At 73.2% G+C, this 21,374-nt stretch carries 14 protein-coding genes; 7 read left to right on the top strand and 7 right to left on the bottom strand.

Going from position 1 to position 21,374, the window contains the following annotated elements; all coding sequences use genetic code 11:
- Nucleotides 1–7 precede the first annotated feature (7 nt).
- From ACGF0J_RS26655 to ACGF0J_RS26635, 5 genes are all read right to left on the bottom strand, one after another.
- Entirely contained in the window at nt 8–11,227 is an 11,220-nt protein-coding gene (locus ACGF0J_RS26655; RefSeq protein WP_393149813.1) for a hypothetical protein, read from the bottom strand.
- Between the two features lie 66 nt (nt 11,228–11,293).
- Nucleotides 11,294–11,629: a hypothetical protein gene (locus ACGF0J_RS26650; protein WP_393149811.1), complete on the bottom strand. Its 336-nt coding sequence runs from the start codon at nt 11,627–11,629 to the stop codon at nt 11,294–11,296.
- A 5-nt stretch (nt 11,630–11,634) separates the two neighbouring features.
- Nucleotides 11,635–12,036 carry a YbaB/EbfC family nucleoid-associated protein gene (locus tag ACGF0J_RS26645; RefSeq protein ID WP_393149809.1) on the bottom strand — a complete coding sequence of 134 codons (402 nt, stop codon included), beginning with the start codon at nt 12,034–12,036 and terminating at the stop codon, nt 11,635–11,637.
- A gap of 98 nt (nt 12,037–12,134) precedes the next feature.
- Nucleotides 12,135–12,518, bottom strand: coding sequence for a hypothetical protein (locus ACGF0J_RS26640; protein ID WP_393149807.1), 384 nt, complete (start codon nt 12,516–12,518; stop codon nt 12,135–12,137).
- Nucleotides 12,515–13,399 carry an SseB family protein gene (locus ACGF0J_RS26635; protein WP_393149805.1) on the bottom strand — a complete coding sequence of 295 codons (885 nt, stop codon included), beginning with the start codon at nt 13,397–13,399 and terminating at the stop codon, nt 12,515–12,517. The genes ACGF0J_RS26640 and ACGF0J_RS26635 overlap by 4 nt, the downstream gene beginning before the upstream one ends.
- Nucleotides 13,400–13,476: 77 nt before the next feature.
- Here ACGF0J_RS26635 and ACGF0J_RS26630 point away from each other — a divergent pair, with 77 nt between their 5' ends.
- Nucleotides 13,477–14,142 (top strand): peptidyl-tRNA hydrolase, encoded by a 666-nt coding sequence (locus tag ACGF0J_RS26630; RefSeq protein ID WP_393149803.1) that lies wholly within the window; start codon nt 13,477–13,479, stop codon nt 14,140–14,142.
- A 12-nt stretch (nt 14,143–14,154) separates the two neighbouring features.
- On the opposite strand, the gene ACGF0J_RS26625 is transcribed toward ACGF0J_RS26630, so the two are convergent.
- Entirely contained in the window at nt 14,155–14,259 is a 105-nt protein-coding gene (locus ACGF0J_RS26625; protein WP_393149801.1) for a DUF3616 domain-containing protein, read from the bottom strand.
- A gap of 162 nt (nt 14,260–14,421) precedes the next feature.
- On the opposite strand from ACGF0J_RS26625, the gene ACGF0J_RS26620 reads away from it, so the two are divergent.
- The 6 genes from ACGF0J_RS26620 (at nt 14,422) to ACGF0J_RS26595 (ending at nt 20,920) form a co-directional block, all read left to right on the top strand.
- Nucleotides 14,422–15,297: a hypothetical protein gene (locus ACGF0J_RS26620; protein WP_393149799.1), complete on the top strand. Its 876-nt coding sequence runs from the start codon at nt 14,422–14,424 to the stop codon at nt 15,295–15,297.
- Between the two features lie 35 nt (nt 15,298–15,332).
- Complete coding sequence (gene ftsH / locus ACGF0J_RS26615) at nt 15,333–17,294, top strand: ATP-dependent zinc metalloprotease FtsH (RefSeq protein ID WP_393149797.1); 1,962 nt, start codon at nt 15,333–15,335, stop codon at nt 17,292–17,294.
- A 142-nt stretch (nt 17,295–17,436) separates the two neighbouring features.
- Nucleotides 17,437–18,057 carry a DUF937 domain-containing protein gene (locus tag ACGF0J_RS26610; protein WP_393149796.1) on the top strand — a complete coding sequence of 207 codons (621 nt, stop codon included), beginning with the start codon at nt 17,437–17,439 and terminating at the stop codon, nt 18,055–18,057.
- A gap of 90 nt (nt 18,058–18,147) precedes the next feature.
- Nucleotides 18,148–18,729: a Maf family protein gene (locus ACGF0J_RS26605; protein ID WP_393149794.1), complete on the top strand. Its 582-nt coding sequence runs from the start codon at nt 18,148–18,150 to the stop codon at nt 18,727–18,729.
- A gap of 10 nt (nt 18,730–18,739) precedes the next feature.
- A complete protein-coding gene (locus ACGF0J_RS26600; protein WP_393149792.1) occupies nt 18,740–19,480 on the top strand; it encodes an EI24 domain-containing protein in 741 nt (246 codons plus the stop codon).
- Nucleotides 19,481–19,699: 219 nt separating this feature from the next.
- Complete coding sequence (locus tag ACGF0J_RS26595) at nt 19,700–20,920, top strand: DUF4192 domain-containing protein (RefSeq protein ID WP_393149790.1); 1,221 nt, start codon at nt 19,700–19,702, stop codon at nt 20,918–20,920.
- On the opposite strand, the gene ACGF0J_RS26590 is transcribed toward ACGF0J_RS26595, so the two are convergent.
- Complete coding sequence (locus ACGF0J_RS26590) at nt 20,896–21,333, bottom strand: GNAT family N-acetyltransferase (RefSeq protein ID WP_393149789.1); 438 nt, start codon at nt 21,331–21,333, stop codon at nt 20,896–20,898. The genes ACGF0J_RS26595 and ACGF0J_RS26590 overlap by 25 nt on opposite strands.
- Between the last annotated feature and the right edge of the window lie 41 nt (nt 21,334–21,374).

The following is a 21,374-nucleotide window of genomic DNA, read 5'->3' as shown; positions in this document are numbered from 1 at the left end:
ATGACCATCATGCCAGGACGCGTGGCGCGGTCTCGTCCGGCGACGCGGGGTCCGAGGGCCCGGCCGGCCCGCTGGGCTCGCCGGGTTCCGACGGCTGCGCCGGTGGTGTGGTCACCGGTGGTGTGGTCGGCGGCGGCGTGGTCGGCGGCGGCGTGGGCGTGGGCGGCGGCGTGGTGGTGGGCGGGGTGGTCGGAGGCGTCGTGGTGGGAGGCGGCGTGGTGGGCGGCGTGGTTGGAGGCGGCGTGGTCGGCGGCGGGGTGGTGACGGGCGGAGTCGTGGGGTCGGACGGGCCCGTGGGCGGAGCGGTGGGCTCCGCGGGCCGGGTGGGCTCCGTCGGCCGGGTGGGCTCCGTCGGCCGGGTGGCGGGCTCCTGCACGTCGGTGGGCGAACCGGAAGGGTCGCCGGGGTCGGCGGGCCGCTCAGTGGGCTCGGACGGAGCGGGCTCGGACGGAGCGGGTTCGGACGGAGTGGGCTCGGAGGGGGTGGGTTCGGACGGGGTGGGCTCGGACGGCTGCTCCGGAGAGCCGGACTCGCGGTCGAGCTCGTCGAGCAGCTCGTCGACGCCCGGCACACCGGCGCGTCTGCGCAGCTCCTCCTCCGGAAGCCACCAGCCGGTCCCGTTGGCGATCCGGCGCATCCGCTCCCAGAACTCGTGCCGCGACTCGCCCCGGACGCTGCGGTCGAGCACCTCGGCGAGCTGTGCGGCGAGCGGACCCGGCAGCGCGGCCCGGTTGGCGTCGCGGCCGGGCGACCGCCGGCCCAGCCCGTGAGCCTCCGCCACCTGGACGAGCTGGTCGAACCGGCCCGAGCGCTGCTGGGGCGTCGCCGTACGCACCTGGTGGACCAGTTCGTGCAGCTCGGCGACGAGCTGGGCCTTGGCCAGGAACGCCGCGCTCTCCGCGGTGACCGGGCCGGTCCGCGGCACACCGGACGCCGTCGCGACCAGGCCGGCCATGGTGACCGCCACGGCGCGCTGCACGAACGGCACCGGGTAGCCGCGGTTCACCGTCAGCACGTGCACGCCGTCGCGCTCGGTCAGCTCGACGGGGCCGGCGATGGGGGTGTCGCTGAGTTCCACCTGCACCGCGATCGGCGTGCCGCGGCGCGTGGTGACGTCCACCAGGGCCGCGCCGTACGCGGTGGTGGTGGCGCCGTGCAGGGCGGCGGCGCGGGACAGGGCGGCGATGGCGGCGGTGACGGCGTGGTGCGGGGCGCGGCCGGCGAACTCGTTGACGGCGTCGAGGTGCGCGGCGGGCAGCAGACCGGCGCGGGCCGCGCTCACCTGCCGGGCCGTGGCCCCCTCGGTGCCCGGCATGAGGCCCGCGCTGGTGAGCTCGGCCCGGAGCTGGTCCTCCACGAAGCCCCGCTCCAGCAGGGACGCCTCGGCGCGGGCGGCGATCAGCGCCCGGATGCGGACCAGCGTGGCGGCGTCGCCGCGCCGGAGCTCGGGTACGGCGTTCAGCGGGCCGGGGACCAGCGCGTCGCCCGGCGGCAGACCGGCCTGCCGGGCGACCGCCTCGGCGATCAGCTCGGCCACGCGCAGGCGGACGGCCGACCCGTCGGCGGGTGAGACGACCACCGAGAGCCGGCCGGGGTCCGACGCGCGGACCGCCGCCTGTCCGGGCGGCAGGTCCGCCTCGGCCACGTCAAGGGTGAGGTCGCCGGCGGGCGTGGAGACGGTGAACGTGCCGGAGGTCACGGGGGCGACGCTCGCCCGAGGAGCGCCGTCCGGGGTGATGGAGGTGGCGCCGGCCAGGTCGGCGAGCGTGTCGAGGCCCACGCCGGTGGTCGGCAGCGCGCCGATGGAACCCGCGTGGAAGCCGGGTTGCGTCTGCCGCCCGGCCGACCACGGGAAGGACGGGTGCGTCTGGCCCTGCCGGAGGAGGGCGTCGGCCAGGGCGCGCAGCTCGTGCGTCCACTTGGCCACCTCGTCCCGCGTCTGGGGTGTGGGCTGCTGGTCGTGCGCCGCCCGGGCGGCCACCCACCGGCGGGACAGGTACCGGAACTCGTCGAACTGGGCCGCCACGCACTCGTCGCGGCCCACCGACGACCGTAGCGCGGACGTCCAGCGGCGCAGCACCCCCTGCTCGGACCTGGCCGCGTCGGCGGCGATCCGGCGTCCGGCGTGCGAGATCTCGTGCTGCACCGCGCGGGCGAGCTGGTCGTTGGCCGTGCGCGGCGGCACCACCAGGTTCCGGGTGCGCAGGTTCGTCTCGCCGACGTTGCCGCGGGTGATCCCGCCGACCGAGACCTCGAACCGCAACGTCCCCCACGACTCGGTCCGCACGGTCAGCGTCGAGTCGGACCACGTCCAGCCGAGCACCTTGCCGCCAAAGTCCGAGACGCGCAGGTCACGCTCCACCGCTTCCTTCAGCTCGGCGAGCGTCACGTCGGGCAGGTGCGGCGCCCGGCCGTCGGCGACGAACGCCGAACCGGCGATCTCGGGCGCGTTCACCGACGGTGGGCTCGGCGCCGCCGGGCCCATCGCCGCCCCTTCCGAGCCCACGGCCCGGGCTCCCCCGCCGGGGTTGCCGTCGCCGTCCGGCTGCGGCGTCGGCCAGATGGCGCCGTGGTCGTCCACCGAGGACACGTCCACGCCCTGGCCGACCAGCTCGGTCAGGACCCGCAGGGCGAAGCGCTCCTGGGTGCGCGGGCCTTCGTACACCTGTCGCAGGTTGAGGCCGGCGTCGTCGGCGAGCTGCACGAGCTCGGGGCCCAGCGTGGCGAACGCCGCGGCGAACCCGCGGTCGTGCTCGTCGCCGTGCAGCGCGCCCTGGGGGGTGGCGAGGAAGACCCGGTCGGAGCCGTCCGGCTCGCGGATCTGGACGAGGACGTCCTCCCCCTCCGCCTGGGCGTCGACGCGGGCCTGCCACAGCGCGGTCCAGGGGCGGGCCGGATCGCTCACCGGGGGAGCGCCCTCGGTGGGGGCCGGGGTGCCGGGGACGAGCTGCCACTCGGGGCCGAGCGTCCCGCCGGACTCCAGGATCTCGGTCATCGCCTTGTAGTCGGTCTCGGACATGACGACGATCGCCTCACCCGTGGCGGCGTCCGGGATGTGGACGGACCGGCCCTTCTCCTTGATCTGCTCGGGGGTGAGCGCCTGCATGGCGACGGTGAGGCCGTAGTGGGTGGTGATCCGGACGATGACGGCGGAGTCCTTCTCGAACCGGCTCATCTCGCGGCGGTTGCCGCCGCCGTCCGAGACGCTCACGGACGCCTGCTCGCGCGCCGAGACGCCGCCGCTCAGCCCGGTGGAGCTCTCCTCCAGGCCGGTGCCGCCGCCGATCGGCAGGGCCATCCCGCCGGAGGTGTTGGAGCTCGTGGTCCGTTGGATACGCCAGACGTTGCCGAGCTCCACGTCCTTCAGGCCGCGGGCCAGCACCTGCAGGTCGGTGTGCGACGCCCCGTGGACGCGCATGCTGACCGCGCGGTTGCGCAGCCCCTCCACCGGCACCGTCATCGTGTGCCCCTGCTCGCCGTTCATGCGCTCGAACAGCGTGGTGGTGGCCGTCTCCGACAGCAGGTTCAGCAGCTCGGTGTGCAGCAGGGCGGCGTCGTCGCCGAGGAGGTCGGTGAAGGCCCGCACGGCGGCCGGGTAGAGGTCGGTGCGTACGGAGTTCGCGGCGAAGCTGCGCGGCAGCGTGACCTGCCGCGGGTCGTAGCGCCTGGCCGGTTCGGCGGTCTGGTTCTCGGCGGCCCTGACGAAACCCGTGGGGACGAGCCGGACCATGCTGCCGGTGAGCTCCACCGTGGGAGCGGAGACCGTGGGACCGGAGCGGGGTGACAGGCCCGTTCCGCGCGCCTGCTGCGGGGTGCGCTGCACGTCCACGGTCATCCGGACGTTCTGCATGATCCGGTCCATGCCGTTGAACATGGCCAGCCGCTGGATGCGGGTCTCCTGCTCGGCGGCCACGCCGGTGGCCGACTGGCCGCGATCGGTGCTGAGCGAGGCGTTGCTGCCCTGCCCGTCGCCGGACCTGTCGCCGCCGACGTTCACCGCGTTCGAGGTGGAGTGGGTCTCCGCCAGGATGTGTTCCAGGTAGGTGTAGTCCTGCCAGATCCCGCCCACGTAGTCGGTGTGCTCCAGGAAGACCGTCGGCTCGTCGGTGAACTCGCCCCGGACGTTGATGACGATCTCCTCGCGCCTCCCGATCGTGTCGTAGGGGGTGTAGTAGCGGATCTGGAGACCGTTCTCGCTGAAGATCGTGTCGATCGGGCCGTGCCAGCGGTTGTCCGCGAAGATCTTGCGCAGGCTGTCGGGGATGGCTGGATCGGCGAGCGCGTCCGGCGCGACGGAGGCGACGGCGCCGCGGACCGCGTCGAGCAACTGCACGTCCTCGTCGCCCTGCCGCAGCGACGTGCTCTCGACGAGGGTGTGGCCCACCCGGTCGCGCAGCCACGACGCCATCTGGATCTCGCGAACCGCCTCGACGAGTTCGGTGGCCTTCATGAGGAACTCGTCGACCTGCGTCACCTTCGAGTCGACGTCCACCAGCGGCTTCAGCGCCTCGACCAGCGCCTCGGGGGTGTGCCTGTCCGCCAGCGGGACGGGCGAGGCGGACTGCTCCAGCGCGGCCAGGTAGCGCTTGACGAGCGGCACGGCGACCGCGCGGTCCATCGTGAGGTTCTTGTCGAGGAACCGCTCCACCACGTCGGCCATCTGGGCGAGCGGCAGGTCCAGGCTCCCCTCGGCGTACATGCGCAGGACGTGGCGCTCGGGAATCGTGTAGAGGACGGCGCCGTCGGCCGTCCGGTGCGCCTGCTGCGCGCCCTGCAGGCCGCCGGACACGTCGAAGCCGACCCCGGCCAGGAAGACGTACTGCTTGCCCGTCTCGATGCCGAGCCGCTCGCGGCCCCAGATCGACAGGTTGGTCCGGGCACGGGAACGCGTGCCGGAATGGGAGCCGCCTCCCTTGCCGCCCTCGCCTGATTCGTCGGCGTTCTGGAAGGCGACGCCGGCCGAGCCCTCGACCTTCCCGCCGTGGGAGCGGGACGAGGTGACGCCCATGCTCGCCAGGGTGAGGTTGATGTCGCCGTTCACGTCGTCGACCACGCCGACGAAAGTCGACTCGCCGAGGTTCGCCCGCACGCCGACGGAACCCTTCTGCGGGGTCGCGCCCTGCGGCCGGACGACGAAGGAGGTGTCGTAGTCGGTCCCGAACATCTCCGGGTGGGCGGTCGCGGCGTAGGAGTTGAGGAAGTCGGTCACGAGGTGGTAGGCGGGCGAGTCCGGGGCGACGTTCTTCAGCAGCGACCGTGCCACCCGGGGCATGTCGCCCGTGTCCATGCTCTGGACGGTCGCGTACTTCCACGCCTCGTCCGGCATCGTGACCTGCTCGCCGAACGGCGACGCGCCGTCCACGGGCAGCAGGTCGCTCGACATGAGCAGGTGGGCGCTGCCTTCACGCTCCGCCAGCAGCCGCCACGTCCCGTCGGCGTGCAGGCGGTCGACCCGGGCGGTGTGGCCGACGCGCAGCTTCGCCATCCGCGCGCCGTTCTCCCGGAGCTTCACCTTGTTGATGGTGAGCCCCTGGGTGTGGGAGGTGCCGCGGGAGTAGTCCCGGCCGCCGCCCGCGCCGACGTTGGGGCTCGTGCCGTCGGTCTTCTCGGGCAGCACGTGCTTGACGCCGACCCCGGCGCCCCAGCCGGCGTTCTCCGAACGGCTGTGGGACCACACGTTGGTGTCGCTGCCGATGGGCAGGGCGGCCTCCGCCTCGGAGTCGGTCACCTCCAGCAGCTCGGGCGGCTTCCTGCCGTGCTCGGCGGTGAAGTGCTGCTCAAGCGTGACCCGCAGGGTGTGGACCTGCGGCCGGCGGCCGGTGCGCCGGACGACCAGCTCGATCGGGATGCCGTCCTGGGCGGCCTGGGTGTAGCCCGACTGGAGGCGCTTCTTGTCGATCTGCTGGTCGATCTCCTGCTCGTTGGCCATCTGGCTGAGCCGTTCGAGCCGGTCCTTGGAGTACTGCCGCTTGCCGTCGACGATCGGCGCGAGGATGCCCTCCTCGCGAAGCTGCCTCTTGACGTCCTCCTTGAGCTGCTCGGCCTCGGTGATGGCGCCGACCCGGGCCGGACCGGCGCCGCGCAGCTTCCCGGGCTCGTTGCCGTAGATGGGCGGCAGCTCGCCCTTGCGGCCCGGCGGTGGGTCGGGCGTGCCGTCGTCGCGGTAGGTGAACCGGCCGTCCGCATCCACACCGGTGATCGCGGCGGCGTCCACGGGGCCTCCGTACTGGTGGAGGTCCTTCTCGGCGAACCTGAACAGGCCCTCGCCGTGGCCCTCGATGGGGTCGAGGGTCTTGCCGCTGTCGACCAGCGTGGCGGTCACCACATAGTCGAACTCCATCTGCGCGCCCTGCGAGTGGCCGGTGAAGCGTTGCACGTCTGGGTGGTAGGTGACGCCCTCCGCGCTCAGCCCGTCGGAGACGGAGCCGCCCATGCCGCCCCGCCCGTTCGGGCCGAACCCGACGGCGTACTCGCCGTCGCCGGGAACCACGTCGGGCTCCGGCAGCCCGGTGACGCCCAGCGTGGCCGACGTGCCGAGGGACCGGCTCATCGACTGGTTGCCCGTGGCCTTGACCACCTCGACGCGCAGGCGTTCCTGCCAGTGGTCCCGGCTGGCCGCGCCGACCCGTCTGGCCGTCTTCAGCCGCGGTACGGCCTGGATGTCCAGGTGGACGAACGGCTTGCCGTCGACGTGGATCACCCGCTGGATCGAACCGTTGACCGCCTCGTCCATGCGGCTGTACAGGTCGTCGATCATGGCAGTGTAGAGCTGCTGCCGGGCGACGCCGCCCATCGGGAAGTGCTTGTCGCCCAGGACGCGCGCCGTCTTGTCGGCCAGCTCGACCAGCCCGGTCAGGCCGAGCGGGACGTTCTCGGGGAAGGGCGTCCGGCGCCACTGCTTCGGGTCCAGCCGCGCCTCGCCGGGCGGCGCCGGCTCGGTGTAGGCGTGGGAGACGTAGACCCGCAGGTTCGCGGCGTCGTCGTGGTCGCCGTGGCTCACGGTGACCGGGTCGGACCAGTGCGGGTGCTTGGCGGTGCGCACTCGCACCGTCCAGGTCGCCGTCGCGTCGTACAGGACGGACTCGCCGCGGTTGTCCTCCACCCCGCCGGGGAGCGCGAAGTTGCCGGCGCTGCCGGTGAGCGACCGCGACAGGGCCGCGTTGACCGACAGGCCCAGCTCGATGTGCTTGAGGAACTCCTTGGCGGTGCTCTCGGGCAGTGCCTTGACCAGGGTGTGCACCTTGAAGGCGGCGTTGGCGCCCACGTTGTGGTTGGCGGTGGCTCCGACGGTGCGTCCGCCCTGCGGCAGCACGCCGTTCATGATCTCGGAGGCGACCTTGGTCGCGCCCAGCACCTCCACCAGGTCGGAGATCGACAGGCCGACGAGGAGCTCGCCGGGCTTGCCGCGGCCCACCCGCATCAGCGCGCCCTTACCGGCGACGATCCGGCTGAACTCCTCGTGCAGCAGGCGGTCCATCGCGTCCGTGGTGAACGTGTGGTCGATGCCGTGCTGCCACATCAGCTTGTTGACGGTGCGGGTGAGCCGGTTGAGGTGCGGCAGCCGGTCCGCGGGGACGAAGCTGGGCGTGGCCTCCGGCGGGGGCGCCGTCTCCCGCAGCGCCTCCTGGAAGTCGGTCAGCCAGCTCTGCGCCTTGTCGGCCAGCCGGGTCAGCTCGGCGGACGACGGCGACGTGCCCTGCTCCAGCTCGGCCAGCAGATCCTCGTACGCCTCCCGCGCGTGCTGGGCGTACTCGGCCGCCTGCTCGTAGCTCGCGGCGAGGCGGTTGTGCCGCTGAGCCATGACGTCGGCCTTGTCCGCCTCCTTCGTCATCTTCGTGGCCCGCTCCTTCGCGGCGCGGTCACGCTGGCCGGAGTGCTCGTCGCGTGCCTCTCGCGTGTCCTCGGCCCTCTTCGCGGCCGCCTCCGCCGAGGCGCGCTTGTCCTGGGCGCGCTCGGTCAGGCCCGCCTCGGTCGAGGTCAGCGAGTCGATCGTGTGACGAACGTAGGAGATGAGGTCCGACAGCGGGGTTTCGGGCGCGGTCGGCGCGTCGGGCGTGTGGTGCTGCCCGGCCGACCAGGGAGGCAGCGGCGGCGTCTGGCCCCGCTCGCGCAGGTCGGCCATCAGCCGGTTGATCTCGTGGGCCCAGATGTTCCGGTCGTCCATCGTGGTGGCCGCCCGCCAGTTGTCCGACAGCAGGCGGAACTCGTTGAGCCGCGGCAGCACGCACGCGTCCACGCTCGGGCCGGGGGCGTTCCGCGACAGCCAGCTCCGCAGCACGCCCTGCGGCCGTCCGGCGGTCTCGGCCGTCCCGGTCTGGAGGTGGTGGGAGATCTCGTGCAGGACGGCGCGGGTCAGCGACTGGTTCGGGCTGCGCGGCGCGATGCGCATGATGATCGGGTCGGTGGCGGTGCCGGTGCCCCCCGACGAGCGGGCCATGTCGTCCCCGACTGGACCGACCTCGACCCGGTAGTGCAGCGTGCCGTTGTTCCTGGTCTCGACCACCAGCAGGTCGGACGGCCCCGGCCAGGTCAGGTCGAGGACCAGGCCGCCGAAGTGGGTTGGCTTCAGCTCGGCCGTGACCGCCGCGTGCACCTCGGCCACCGTGGCGTCCGGGTGGTGCGCGGGGCGCCGGTGCTGGAACAGCGACTGGGCGATCTGCCCGGCGGTCACGGTGCCCGGCCGGCTCGTCGTCGCGCCGTTCGCGCCCGTGGCAGCCGTGGGGTCAGGTGCCGGTGCGGACAGGTTCGCGAGCCGGTCGGCGATGTGCTGGGCGGCCGTCTCGTAGAAGCCCGGCCGCAGCGCGGCGTCCGGGCCGGGGGCGCGGGCCGCCAGGCCGGCGGCGAGCCGGTCCGCCAGGTCGGAACCGGAGGTGTCCACGTCCAGACCCTCCGCCGCGGCGGCCGGGGCGGCGCCCGAGTCGACGCGGGAAAGCAGGTCGAGCCCCTCCATGGCGCCCTCGGCCGGGGCCCGGCCGGCGGCGACGGCGATCTCGGTGCCCAGCGCGGCGGCGGCCGCGGCGCGCAGCCGCTCGGGGCTCGTGCCGTTCGCCGTCCGGATCATGACGAGGTTCTGCACCCGGCGCATGGCGTCCGGGGAGAGGCTGACGACGCGCCCGCGCGGGTCGGTGATGAGCAGGCCGCCGTCGTCCAGCGTCAGGCCGTGCGGGAAGGCCGTGCGCTGGACCTCGGCGATCGTCCGCTGCGCGATCTGGTTGGCGAGGTCGGAGATGCTCGCCCCGGCTGTGGTGGTGGGCGCGGTCGCCGCCTGGCTGGTCTGAGCGGTCTGGCTCGGCTGGCTGGTCTGGCTCGGCTGGCTGGTCTGGCCGGGCTGACCGGACTGGCCGGTTTGACCGGTCGCCTGGCCAGTCGTCTGTCCGGCCTGCTGGTCGGGCGACGGCGCGGCCGGCTGCTGGGCCGCCGGCTGGGCGGTGGTGTCGGGCGCTCCCTGCGACGGACCCTGGTTCGCGGGCTGGCCGCTCTGCCCCGCCTGACCTGCGCCGGGCGCCTGGCCGGGGTCGGGCGTCTGGGCGGGGTCGGGTGTCTGGGCGGCGGGTGCGGCCGGTCCGGATGGAGGGGTCTGCCCGCTGGGCGCCTGACCGGGCTGTCCCGGCGTGGCGGGCTGTCCCGGCGCGGGGGACTGGCCGGAAGGCGTCTGGGGAGGTTGCTGGTTCCCCTGGCCCGGCTGCGGGCCGGCGGGCGCGGGCTGCTGGCCCCCCTGGAGCGCGCCGGCCGGTGTCTGCGGCGACGCCGGCGCGGACGGCGCGGACGGCGCGGACGGCGCGTTCGGCGCGTTCGGCGTGGTGGAGGGCAGGGTGGAGGTGGCCGCCGCAGGCAGGCTCGGCGCGCCCGGCCGCTGCGGCGCCGCGGGGGACCCCGGCACGGGGCCGGAGGGGGCGGGGGAGCCCGGCATCGGGGACCCCGGCGTCGGGAAGCCGGGGAAGCCGGGGGAGCCGGGGGAACCCGGGGAGCCGGGTGGGGCGGACGGCCCTGGGCCGGGGTCGGTCCTGGTGGACATGGCCTGGTTGACCGCCCGCTCCAGGTCGCTGCGCGCCGCCAGGTCGGTCGCCCGGGCCAGCGCCGCGCCCGGGTCGACCAGCACGGAGCCCACGTCCATGCTGAACGGGCTGATCGATCCGGCTCGACCGAGACCGCCCATGAACCCGCCGAAGGCAGCCTCCGGACTCGGCAGGACGATCCGCTGGTTCACCACCAGCTCGCCGAAGCTGCCGCTGATGGGGGAGACGATCGCGTTGGTCGAGGCGGTGCTGAGCGCCCGTCCCGGGAAGCGCAGGAAGGCGTTGCGCCAACCGGGCGCGTCGCCCGCCCTGCGGTTGAGTCGGCCGATGCCCGGCAGCCGGTTGACGAGGCGGGAGATCCGGTCGGCGACGCGCAGGCCGAGGGCCGCGCCGCCGCCCGCGCTGACCACCGTGACAGCGGTCCTCTTCCAGTCCCACTCGTCGCGGGTGCCCAACTGCCACTGCTTGAACTGGGTGTAGAGGTCGATGAAGCCCTCTTCACCGATCTCCTCGAACAGCTCCCGGCCCAGCGGCGAGGCCGCCACCCGGGCGACCGCGGCGCTGACCGCGCTCAGCGTGGTCGACCGGGCGACCGTCGCGGTGACGAAGCCGCGGCCGGCGTTGATGGCGAGGATCTCGATGATCCTGCTGGTGGCCCGGCGTGCGGCGGCCGCGTACGGGCCGACCAGCCACGCCGTGGAGCCCGCGGAGAAGAACGCGGCCAGCAGTGCGATGAACGCCGCCGTGACGGCCACCCAGAAGGCCACGTTGATCGAGATCTTGGAGTACTGGGTCTCCCGGGCGAAGGCGTCGAACTGCCTGGCGTAGCCGTCGGCCCAGGCGGCCACCCCGCCGGCGCCGGTCTCCATCCCGAACAGCTCGGAGACCCGCTTGAGATGGTCGGGGGTGCCGGGGGCGTCCCAGCCGTGGACGAAGTTGGTGACGGCCTTCTCCGTCGGGTCCAGGGCGTCCAGCAGGGCCAGGACAGTGCGCTCGTGCGGCTTGCTGAGCGCCCACAGCCCGCTCTCACTGGCGTGCGGCCAGGCCTGGCCGGAGGCGAGCAGCGGGATGAGGACGAGGTTCACCCAGTCCGGGAAGGCCTCGGTCTCCCACACCGGCTGGACGTCCGTGGCCGACGTGCCGCCGCTGCCACGAAGTTCCCCGCCTCCGGGGGCGTCCGTGCCGACGCTGCCGTTCCCGTAACCCGCCATGCCACCCCCGCCCCCCTCTCGTCACCGGCCGTCACCCCGCCCCTGCGGGATGGTGTTCGACGGCGGTCAGGCCCCCATGAGAAGTCGTTTGATGCGCTCGGCCTCGAAGTCGTCGGCGGCGACGGAGATGGCGATGGTCTCGCGCATGGTGGGGGCGGCCTCCTCGATGTCGCCGAGGACCCGCCGGGCGACCTGGCACATCTTCAGCGGCCCGCCCTTCTTGAGGAGGGCCTGGTGGAACCTGATGCCCTCGATCCCGCCGCCCCACGGGGCCGCGGCGACGTGCCCCTCGATCTCCGCGGTGGCCTCGTCCCACACCTTCTTCAGGTCGGAGACCATCTCTCCCCACATGGAGATGCCCGTGGCACAGAGCTCCTCGTTGAACCGCACTCCGTCGCGCATCGCGTTCACCTCTCCCCGGTCATACGCTCCGCGAGCTGTCGCATCGCGGTCTCGACGTCTCCGTCGATGTGGGCCGCCATCTGCTCGGGCGGGATCACGGGCTCGAAGATCTCGATGACGCGCTCGCGCGCCTTGGCGGCGGCACGGGCGATGGTCTCCGTGATCGTGTCCGCGAGCTGGCGGGAGTCGGGACGGCGGTAGAGGCGCGGGTCGAGATCAAGCCGGACGAGGTCGCCGCGCGGACCCACGGTGGCCGACACCAGGCCGTCGGGCGAGGTCTCCGTCACCTGGACGGCACGGGCCTTCCTGTGCAGCTCCAGGCCTTCGTCCTGCATGCGCATGAACATCGCGCGCAGCTCGTCCGCGTACGCCTGCATCCCCGCGGCTTCCGGTGATCCGAACTCCAACGCTCCACCCCGACACCAGCAGACACAAATTCCACTTCTACCCCTGATTTTCCAAAAAGTTAACAAACTGCACAAGGGGTAGACGGAAAACGTATACGTCACAAAGGGACGGCATGCTGCCGGAGGGCGGTCACCTCGTGCCGGGGTGCCCGGCCGCGGTGCACGCCGCGCTCCACCCGTTCCAGCCCGAGCCGCCGGGCCACGGTGACCCGTCCGCCCACGTACTCCAGCAGCAGGTCGCCGTCCCGCTCGCCGTACACCTGGAACGGCTCGCCCCGCCACTCGCAGACCGTCGTGACGAAGACCGCCCACTCGCACTCGGCGGCCGGCACGGCCCGGACGAAGCGCCCGGGCTCCACCTCCTCGAACCCCTCGGCGGCCGCCGGGGCGCGCAGGCGCAGCCACAGGCCGTCGTCGCCTGGGTCCGGCGTGGCCTCGTAGTCCACGCCCCGCCAGCGGGCCCGGTACCCGGACCAGGTCACGCGGTCCCCTCGCGTGGCCTGCGCTGCACGAGGAACCATCGTCCGGTGTCGCCGTCGTGGACGGCGCGGCGCATCTCGGCGCCCTCGACCGTGAGCTCCACGATCTGGGCGCCGTGCGTGAGGAGCACACCGTCGACCTTGTACTCGCGGATCACCTGGCTGGGCACCAGGCCGAGGCCGACGAAGGGCGGCTCCTCGACCACCCATCCGGCCACCGCGGCCATGCCCTCCTCGTCCAGCGCCCCGTACGGCGTGCGGTAGAGCGCGGGCCCGGCCGCCCGCCAGCGCAGGATGTTGACCGAACCGTCGGGCGTCACCATCTCCGGCTGCCCCAGGGCACGTGCCAGCAGCGTGGGAGTGGCGATGTGCGCGACGTCCAGCGCGTGGTGGCAGTAGCCCGACACCCGGTTCTCGCCGTCACCGAGCAGCGCGTGCAGATCGGCGGGCCCCAGCAGCTTCTGCACGACCGGCAGGCCGGATGCGGGGTCGAGGACGAGGTCCTGGGCCATGGTGGGGACGGCGAGCCGGGCGAGCGTCCCCGACTCCAGCGGGAAGCCGATCGGCAGGCCGGGGTTGACCGCCAGTCCCCAGTGCGGGTTCGGCCACACCGAGGCGAGCTCGACGAGGGAGCTGACCCGGTAGGTCGCGAATCCGGTGATCGCCCGCATGGCCTCCACCGAGGTGAACGCGGCGACCCAGGTGCGCCCGCCGCTGTCCATGGTCGCCCAGACCGGCTGCTCCCGCCCGGCCGCCGCGGCCTCGGTGACCGGCAGCGCGAAGTCGGCGTCGCGCAGCAGGGCCAGTCCCCGGGCCGGCTCGCCCGCGGTGACGGCGGCGTGCAGCTGCTCCTCAAATGGACTTACCGGCTTCCATCCCCCCATAGAGGCATACTGTAGGTGGGGATCTTCGTCCGCACGGCGGGGGCCCGGCTGCCGGCCATCAGGCATGCTGGGAGCCGATGAACGACACCGAGTTGATGGTCCTGCCCCTGGTGGTGCGGATCGAGAGGAGCGCGCCGCCCGAGCGCACCGACGCGCTGGAGACGGCCGCGATGGCCGTGCTGAGCCTGCTCGACGACCCGGGGGAGTGGGCCGGCGAGGTGCACGCCTGGGAGTCCACGGGGAAGATCCGCAAGGTGGTGCGCCGGGCCAGGGGCGCCGAGTGGCGCCGGGCCATCGCGCTGCCGGGCCGTACCCTCGGGCACCGCACGGCCGAGGTGCGGGTCCATCCGCCCGTGCCGCTCGACGACTGGCCGCGCGACCTCGCGCGGCTGCAGGTGTCGGGCACCGAGCTGGTCGACACCGGCGAGCCGGGCTCGATCACGACGGGAGTGCCCGTGCTGTGGGAGAACCCGAGCCTGGCCATGTCGGCGGGCAAGGCCATGGCCCAGGCCGGGCACGCCGCCCAGCTCGCCTGGTGGGCCAGTGGCCCGGCCGAGCGAGCGGCCTGGCGGTCCGCCGGCCTGGCGGTCCACGTGCGCACCGCGGGCCGGGACGACTTCGCGGCCAAGGTCGCGGCGGGGCTGCCCGTGGTGCGCGACGCCGGCTTCACCGAGATCGAGCCGGGCTCGTGCACGTTCGTGGCCGAGGCGCCCTGGCGGTACGGGCGGCTGGCGCGTTCGTGAGGCCGCGGCCGGTCAGCACAGCACGCGCACCCGGCCGTCCAGGTCCATGCTCGGCCCGGTGAGCAGCAGCAGGTCGTCGCCGCACGGGCACAGCTCCACCTGTTCCACGAGCTTCATGATTGCACTTCGGTTGCTTCATAAGCGGAATGGCTGGATATGTCGTACGCTCCGCTCGTGCTCGATGGGGAAGTTGGGACCGAAGGGGCCCCTGGGAAAGCGACCGTGAGACCGGGGACCCCTGCCTCTCCGCCCAGGCGCTCCCGGATCGGTGATCTGCCGATGCGGGTCATCTACCGGGGGCTGGCCGTGGTCGTGACGGTGGTGGTCGCCGCCGTCGCGCTGGTCTTCGTGCTCCCGCAGGAGCCGGACGAGGTCGCCGCGGGGCCGATCGCCGCGCCATCGACCCCGCCGTCCTCGTCCGGCCCCGACCCCGCAGCCTCGGCCACGCCCTCGCAGGCGGTCGCGGCCACCGCCGCCGCGGCGACCCCGCTCGCCACCTCCCCCGCCACCTCCCCCTCTGCCTCGCCGCACCCCACGGCGTCGGGCCCCGCCTTCTCCGGCAGCGTCGCGTCGGCCACTCCCCGGCCCACGCCCACGCCCGGAGCGTCGCTGGCGCCCGGCTACACGGCCATGGAGGCCCTGTACGCCGACGCCCGGCTGCCCCGGCTGCCGGCGAAGGTCGCGCGCATCCCGTTGCGCGGCCCCGGCAAGCACGTGATCAGGGACAGGCGGAGCGGGCTGGCCGTCCCGCGGCTGGGCCGTCCGTGGAAGACGTACGGGCCGGCCCCGTTCACCAGCAGGCAGGTGCTCCCCAAGACGCGCGGCTCCAAACTGCGCGGCATGGTCGCGACCTGCCCGCTCCCCATCGAGGCGCAGCGGCACCCCCGCGACACGGCGCTGCTGGCGGCCCGCTGGACGCTCAACCACCACCCGAAGGACGCCACGGTCAGGTGGCTGGCCTCACAGCCGGTCAAGGGCGGCTGGATGCTCGCCTACCACGTCACCTACGGCAAGCGCAGCTCGCGGGCGGCGGTGGCCGTGGTCGACGGGGGAATGTCCAAGCCCGGTCTGGCGTTCGTCACTGTGCCCGACGCACAGAAGAAGCGCTGGCGCGACATCACCCGCGTCGTGTCCGGAGTACGTGCCCTAGGGTAGAAGATCATTATTGCGGCGAGGTGGGGAGTGACGCCGTGGAACGCTCGGAAACGCCGCAGCCGCCGGACCGTCGCACCGGGACGCCGAAGGCGCCCGACAACAAGGGCAAGTCCAAGCCGCCGTGGCGGGCCGAAGGCCTCCCCGGCACCCCCGGCGGACGACCCAAGATCAACTGGTGGCGGTTCGCCGCCACCCTTTTCGTGGTGTACGCGGCGTTCTTCCTCGTCTCGTCGTTCACCGACAGCGGACAGGTGGAGACCATCTCCTACACCCAGTTCGTGCAGCAGGTGAACGCCAAGAACGTCAAGGAGATCTACGCCACCGGCCTGTCCGTCGAGGGTGATCTGAGGACGGCGGCCAAGGACCCCGACAGCGGCAACCAGGCGTACACCCAGTTCACCACCGAGATCCCGGCGTTCGCCAACACCGAGCAGCTCTCGCAGCAGCTCCAGACGGCCGGCGTCGACATCAAGGCCGAGCCGATCAGCGGTGGCCGCGGCTTCTTCCTCAACCTGCTGCTGTCGCTGCTGCCCGTGCTGCTGCTCGCCGCGCTGTGGATCTGGATCATGCGCCGCGGCGCCGGCATGATGGGCGGCGGCGGGCTGGGCGGGCTCGGCAAGTCCAAGTCCGCCAAGCCGGTCGAGGCGGCCAAGGTGCGGGTCACGTTCGAGGACGTGGCGGGCATCGACGAGGTCGAGAACGAGCTGGTCGAGATCGTCGACTACCTCAAGGACCCCGGCAAGTACCGCCGACTCGGCGCGAAGCTGCCCAAGGGCGTGCTGCTCGCCGGCCCGCCCGGCACCGGCAAGACGCTGCTCGCGAGGGCCGTCGCCGGTGAGGCGAAGGTGCCGTTCTTCTCGGCGAGCGCGTCGGAGTTCATCGAGATGATCGTCGGCGTGGGCGCCTCGCGGGTGCGCGACCTGTTCGAGGAGGCGCGCAAGGTGGCGCCGTCCATCGTCTTCATCGACGAGATCGACGCGATCGGCCGCGCGCGGGGCGGAGCGGGCGGCATCGGCGGCCACGACGAGCGCGAGCAGACGCTCAACCAGATCCTCACCGAGATGGACGGCTTCTCCGGAGCCGAGGGCGTCATCGTCATCGGGGCCACCAACCGGCCCGAGGTCCTCGACCCGGCCCTGCTGCGGCCAGGCCGGTTCGACCGCACGGTCCAGGTCGGCCTGCCCGACGCCGCCGGCCGCATCGCGATCCTCGGGGTGCACACCCGCGGCGTGCCGATGGACGAAGCGGTCAGCCTTGAGCAGATCGCCCGCACCACGCCCGGCATGACCGGCGCCGACCTCGCCAACCTCGTCAACGAGGCGGCGCTGCTCGCCGCCAAGCGCGGCAAGGAGAAGGTCACCGGCGTCGACTTCGCCGACGCGCTGGAGAAGCTGCAGCTCGGTGCCGCCCGCAGCATCGTGATGCCGGAGGAGGAGCGCAGGCGCACCGCCTTCCACGAGGCGGGCCACGCGCTGCTCGGCATGCTGCAGCCCGGCGCCGACCCGGTCAGGAAGATTTCGATCATCCCCCGCGGCCGGGCGCTCGGCGTCACGCTGTCCACCCCCGACAGCGACCGCTACGCCTACGACGAGCAGTACCTCCGCGGGCGCATCGCCGGGGCGCTCGGCGGGATGGCGGCCGAGGAGGTGGTGTTCGGCGTGATCACCACCGGCGCGGAGAGCGACCTCGAACAGGTGACCATGATCGCCCGCGGCATGGTGGGCCGCTGGGGCATGTCGCAGAAGGTCGGCCCGCTGACCATCCTGCCGTCCGACGGTCAGCAGCCGCAGGCCTCGCCCGCCACGCTGGCGCTGGTGGACGAGGAGGCGCGGCGGATCGTGGACGAGTGCTACGAACGGGCGCTCCAGGTGCTGCGCGACAACCGCGACAAGCTGGAGGCGATCGTCGAGGCGCTGCTGCAGCACGAGACCCTCGACGAGGCCGACGCCTACGCGGCGGCGGGGCTGGCGCGGGGGAGCGTCCCGGTCGGCGCCTAGGACGGGCTCCGGTCCGAAGCTCAGGTCGTTGAGTCGGGGAGTACGCCCGGGGCCGGGTGCCGGCTTTCCCGAGAATTAGCGGAAATAGGGATATAGAGGGATTTAGCGGTGGGAAGTGCCCCGGAGAGGAGAGGGGGCTCCCATGACACTGCACGAGGAGCTTCTCGCCCGGCTCGGCGACCCCGGCATGGAACAGATCGCCGGGATGCTCGGCACCGACCAGCCCACCGCGCGGACCGTGCTGCAGACGGTCTCCGGCACCATCGTCGGCGGCCTCGCCCGCAACGCCGGCGACCTCGACGGCGCGGAGGCGCTGCGCGCCGCGCTGGACGACCACGCCGACGCCGACCCCTTCAACGGCGACGTCGCCTCCCTCATGCGCGACGGCCAGAACATTCTCGGCCACGTCCTCGGCGGCCGCGGCATGGAACAGGCCACGACCGTGGTCTCCCGACTGGCCGGCGTCGACCCCGCCGCCGTCATGAAGATCCTCCCCCTGACCGCCCCCATGGTCATGACACTCCTGGCGACCCAGGCCGGCGATCACGACATGGACGCCGAGGAGGTCGCCGCCCTCCTCGCCCGGGAGTCCACGGCCCTGCCCGACGACGTGCGCGCCGTGGTGGCCGATCTGCTGGCCGACATCTACGGCCCGACCGGGTACCAGCACGGCTACGGCGACCCCTTCCCCGCCGGCCCCAGCCCGTACGGCGAGGTCCTCCCCGGCGCGACAGGCGGCTACGGCGACCCGCTGGCGCCGTGACGCCCCGCCTCCGCGTGAGGTGAGTCGGCCCGCCGGCGCCGCGGCGGTGGCCCCAGCGGCGGCGCCGGTGGTGACCGGTAAGCTGGGACGGTGATCGTTCTGGCCTCAGCCTCGCCCGCCCGTCTCGCCCTCCTGCGCAGCGCCGGCCTCGACCCCAAGGTGATCGTCAGCGGGGTCGACGAGGACGCCTACTCCGCCCATTCACCGGCCGCGCTCAGCCTCGTGCTGGCGAAGGCCAAGGCGGCGGCGGTCGCGAGCGGCCTGGAGGAGGGGCTGGTCATCGGCTGCGACTCCATCCTGGAGCTGGACGGGCGCCCGTACGGCAAGCCCGCCGACAAGGACGAGGTCGTCGAACGGTGGCGCATCATGCGAGGCCGCACGGGCCGCCTGGTCACCGGCCACTGCGTCGTCGACGTGGCGGCCGGCCGGCAGGTCGCCGAGGTGGCCACCACCGTGATCCGGTTCGGCCGGCCGGCCGACGAGGAGATCACCGCCTACGCCGACACGGGCGAGCCGCTCGGGTTGGCCGGCGCGTTCAGCATCGAGGGGCGCGGCGGGTGGTTCGTGGAGAGCATCGAGGGTGACCACGGCAACGTCCTGGGCATCTCCCTGCCGCTCGTCCGTCACCTGTTCGAGGAGCTCGGCTACGCGGTGACGTCGTTCTGGCGCTAGCCTGCCGGGCATGCGATCAGTGCGTGACTTCCTGGCGGGCGTGGGCTTCTTCTTCCAGGGGATGAGATGGGTGGCCGCGAACGGTCGCTGGTGGCTGTTCGGGCTGATCCCGGCGGTGATCGCTTTCGCGATCTACGCCGCCGTGCTGATCTACCTGGGGACGAACGCGCTGTCGCTCGCGGAGACGTTCACGCCGTTCGCCGACACGTGGGCGTGGCGCGAGGCGTTCCGGGTGATGCTGGCGATCGCGCTCTTCCTGGGCGGGCTGGCGCTGGCCGTGGTGACGTTCACGGCCGTGACGCTGGCCATCGGCGACCCGTTCTACGAGAAGCTCTCCGGGGCGGTGGACCCGCTGCCCGGTGAGACGGACGAGCCGTGGTGGCGCTCGCTGCCGCGGTCCGTCAAGGACAGCCTGGTGACGCTCGGCTACGTGCTGCTGTTCACGGTTCCGCTGTTCGCGCTGGGCTTCGTGCCCGTGGTGGGGCAGACGGTGGTGCCGGTGCTGGGGGCGGCGGTCTCCGGCTTCTTCCTCACCGTGGAGCTGACGACCCTGTCCCTCGAACGGCGGGGCATGGCCCGCAAGCAGCGCTTCGCCCTGCTCCGGGGGAACAAGTCGACGGCGCTCGGGTTCGGGGTGGGGGTGTTCCTGCTGTTCCTGGTGCCGCTGGTCTCGGTCGTGCTGATGCCGGCGGCGGTGGCGGGCGCCGCCCTCATGGTCCGCGACCGCCTCTCCCCCCACCCCGCCGGCTGATCACCCTCGCGGCGGAACCATGCCGGAGTGACCCGCGCCCGAAGCACGTGCCGACCTCCGTACGGGCTCCGCGGCTTCGGGGTCGAACGCCTGCGGGACCTGACGGCTTCCGCGAAACATGAGCCGCTTCTCCACAGCCTGGCAGCTGTCACTGCGCATCATCCCCAGAACCGCGTTCGACCCCACGGGGCCGCCCCCGGCACCGGCACTCTCATGCCCATGACGACCGACACGACCGACCCCGTCCTGACGCTGGCCACTCCCGCCGACATCCTCGCCGCCGTGCCCTACCTGGTGGGCTTCCACCCGACCGACAGTCTCATCGTCGTCGGCATCGCCGGCGACGGCCGGGTCCAACTGGCGGTCAGGTGGAGTCTCCCGTTCCCCGCCGGCACACTCGCGCCCCTGGGCCCGCTGCTCGCGCGGGAGGGGGTCACGCGGATCGTGGTCGTCGGCTACGGTCCCGGTGGGCAGGTCACGCCCGCGGTGGACGAGGCGCGGGCCGTAGCGGCCAAGTCCCGCGTGCGGGTCGAGGAGGCGCTGCGCGCCCACGAGGGCCGCTACTGGTCCTACATCTGCGACCGCTCCGGCTGCTGCCCGCCGCAGGGCACCTCGTACGACACCTTCGCCGGCCGGGTCGCGGCCGAGGCGACGGTCCGCGGCATGGTGGCGTTGCCCGACCGCCGGGCTCTCGAACGCACCCTGGCCCCCCTCACGGGCCCCGTCCGGATGGCGATGCGCCGTGCCACTGTCGAGGCCGTCGCCGAGGTGCGCACGCGACTGGCGGATGTCGGGCGCTCAGGCGCCGGTGCCGACCGGTTCGCCGGGGAGTTCGTCGGCCGCGGTCTCGTCCGCGTCCGAGCCGCCCTGGCCGCCCACGCCGAGGGTGGGCGGATCGACGACGTCGAGGCGGCTCGTCTCGGTCTCGACCTGGCGGTGATCCGTGTCCGTGACGAAGCCTGGACCCTCATGGACGACTCGCACGCCGGCCTGTGGAAGGACCTCATGCGCCGGCTGGAGCCCCGCTTCACCCCACCCGCCGCGACGCTGTTCGCCATGGCCGCCTGGCGCGGCGGCGACAGCACCCAGGCCACGATCGCACTCGAACGCGTCCTGGCCATCGACCCGGCCTACTCCATGGCCAACCTGCTCATGCACGCGCTGCAGAGCCTGCTCTCGCCCAGCACGCTCCGCGGCCGACTGCCGACCCCCGCCGAGCTCGACACGGCCATGGGCGCTCCCCACGCCGGCTGGCTGCCACCCCTGCTCGCCCTCCTCGACGAGGAGCCCCATGCCGATCCGGCCGCCTGCTCCCACGCGTCCAGCTGGGCCGGGCCCAGCCGACGCGGAGGGTCAACGGACAACGACACACCCGCCAGGCCGGCCATCGCACCCGAGCCGGCGCCCACGCGACCTCATGCCGGCAGCGCCTTCTCGTAGCAGCGGCTCAAGGGGTCGTGCACGTACTTGCCGTACGGCTCCACACGGGTGTAGTCGCACTTCTCGTACAGTGCGATGGCCTCGGGCTGCCGTGCGCCGGTCGCCAGCCGCAGCCGGTGGTAGCCCTGCTCGCGAGCCAGTTCCTCCAGCGCGCGCAGCAGCGAACGTGCTATGCCGCGCCCCCGGTGGCCCGGCACGACGTACATCCGCTTCAACTCGCCGGTGCGGTCGTCCATGCGCTGGACGGCACCGCAGCCGACCGCCTGGCCCTCGACGGCGGCGACCAGAAACCGTGCGCCGTCGCTGACCTGCGATCGTCCTTCGGGCCCGTAGCGGGCCACCAGTTCCCCGAACGCCGCGTCGAGCAGGACGCCGAGGTCGCGGTCGGTACGCAGTCGTTCTTCGATGACCATGTGGTCATGTTAGGGAGGCCGTGTCCTGCCGCGTCCTGTTG

The organism is Nonomuraea sp. NPDC047897, from assembly GCF_043204415.1.
GTDB lineage: Bacteria > Actinomycetota > Actinomycetes > Streptosporangiales > Streptosporangiaceae > Nonomuraea.
This window is presented reverse-complemented; position numbering and strand designations above follow the sequence as displayed.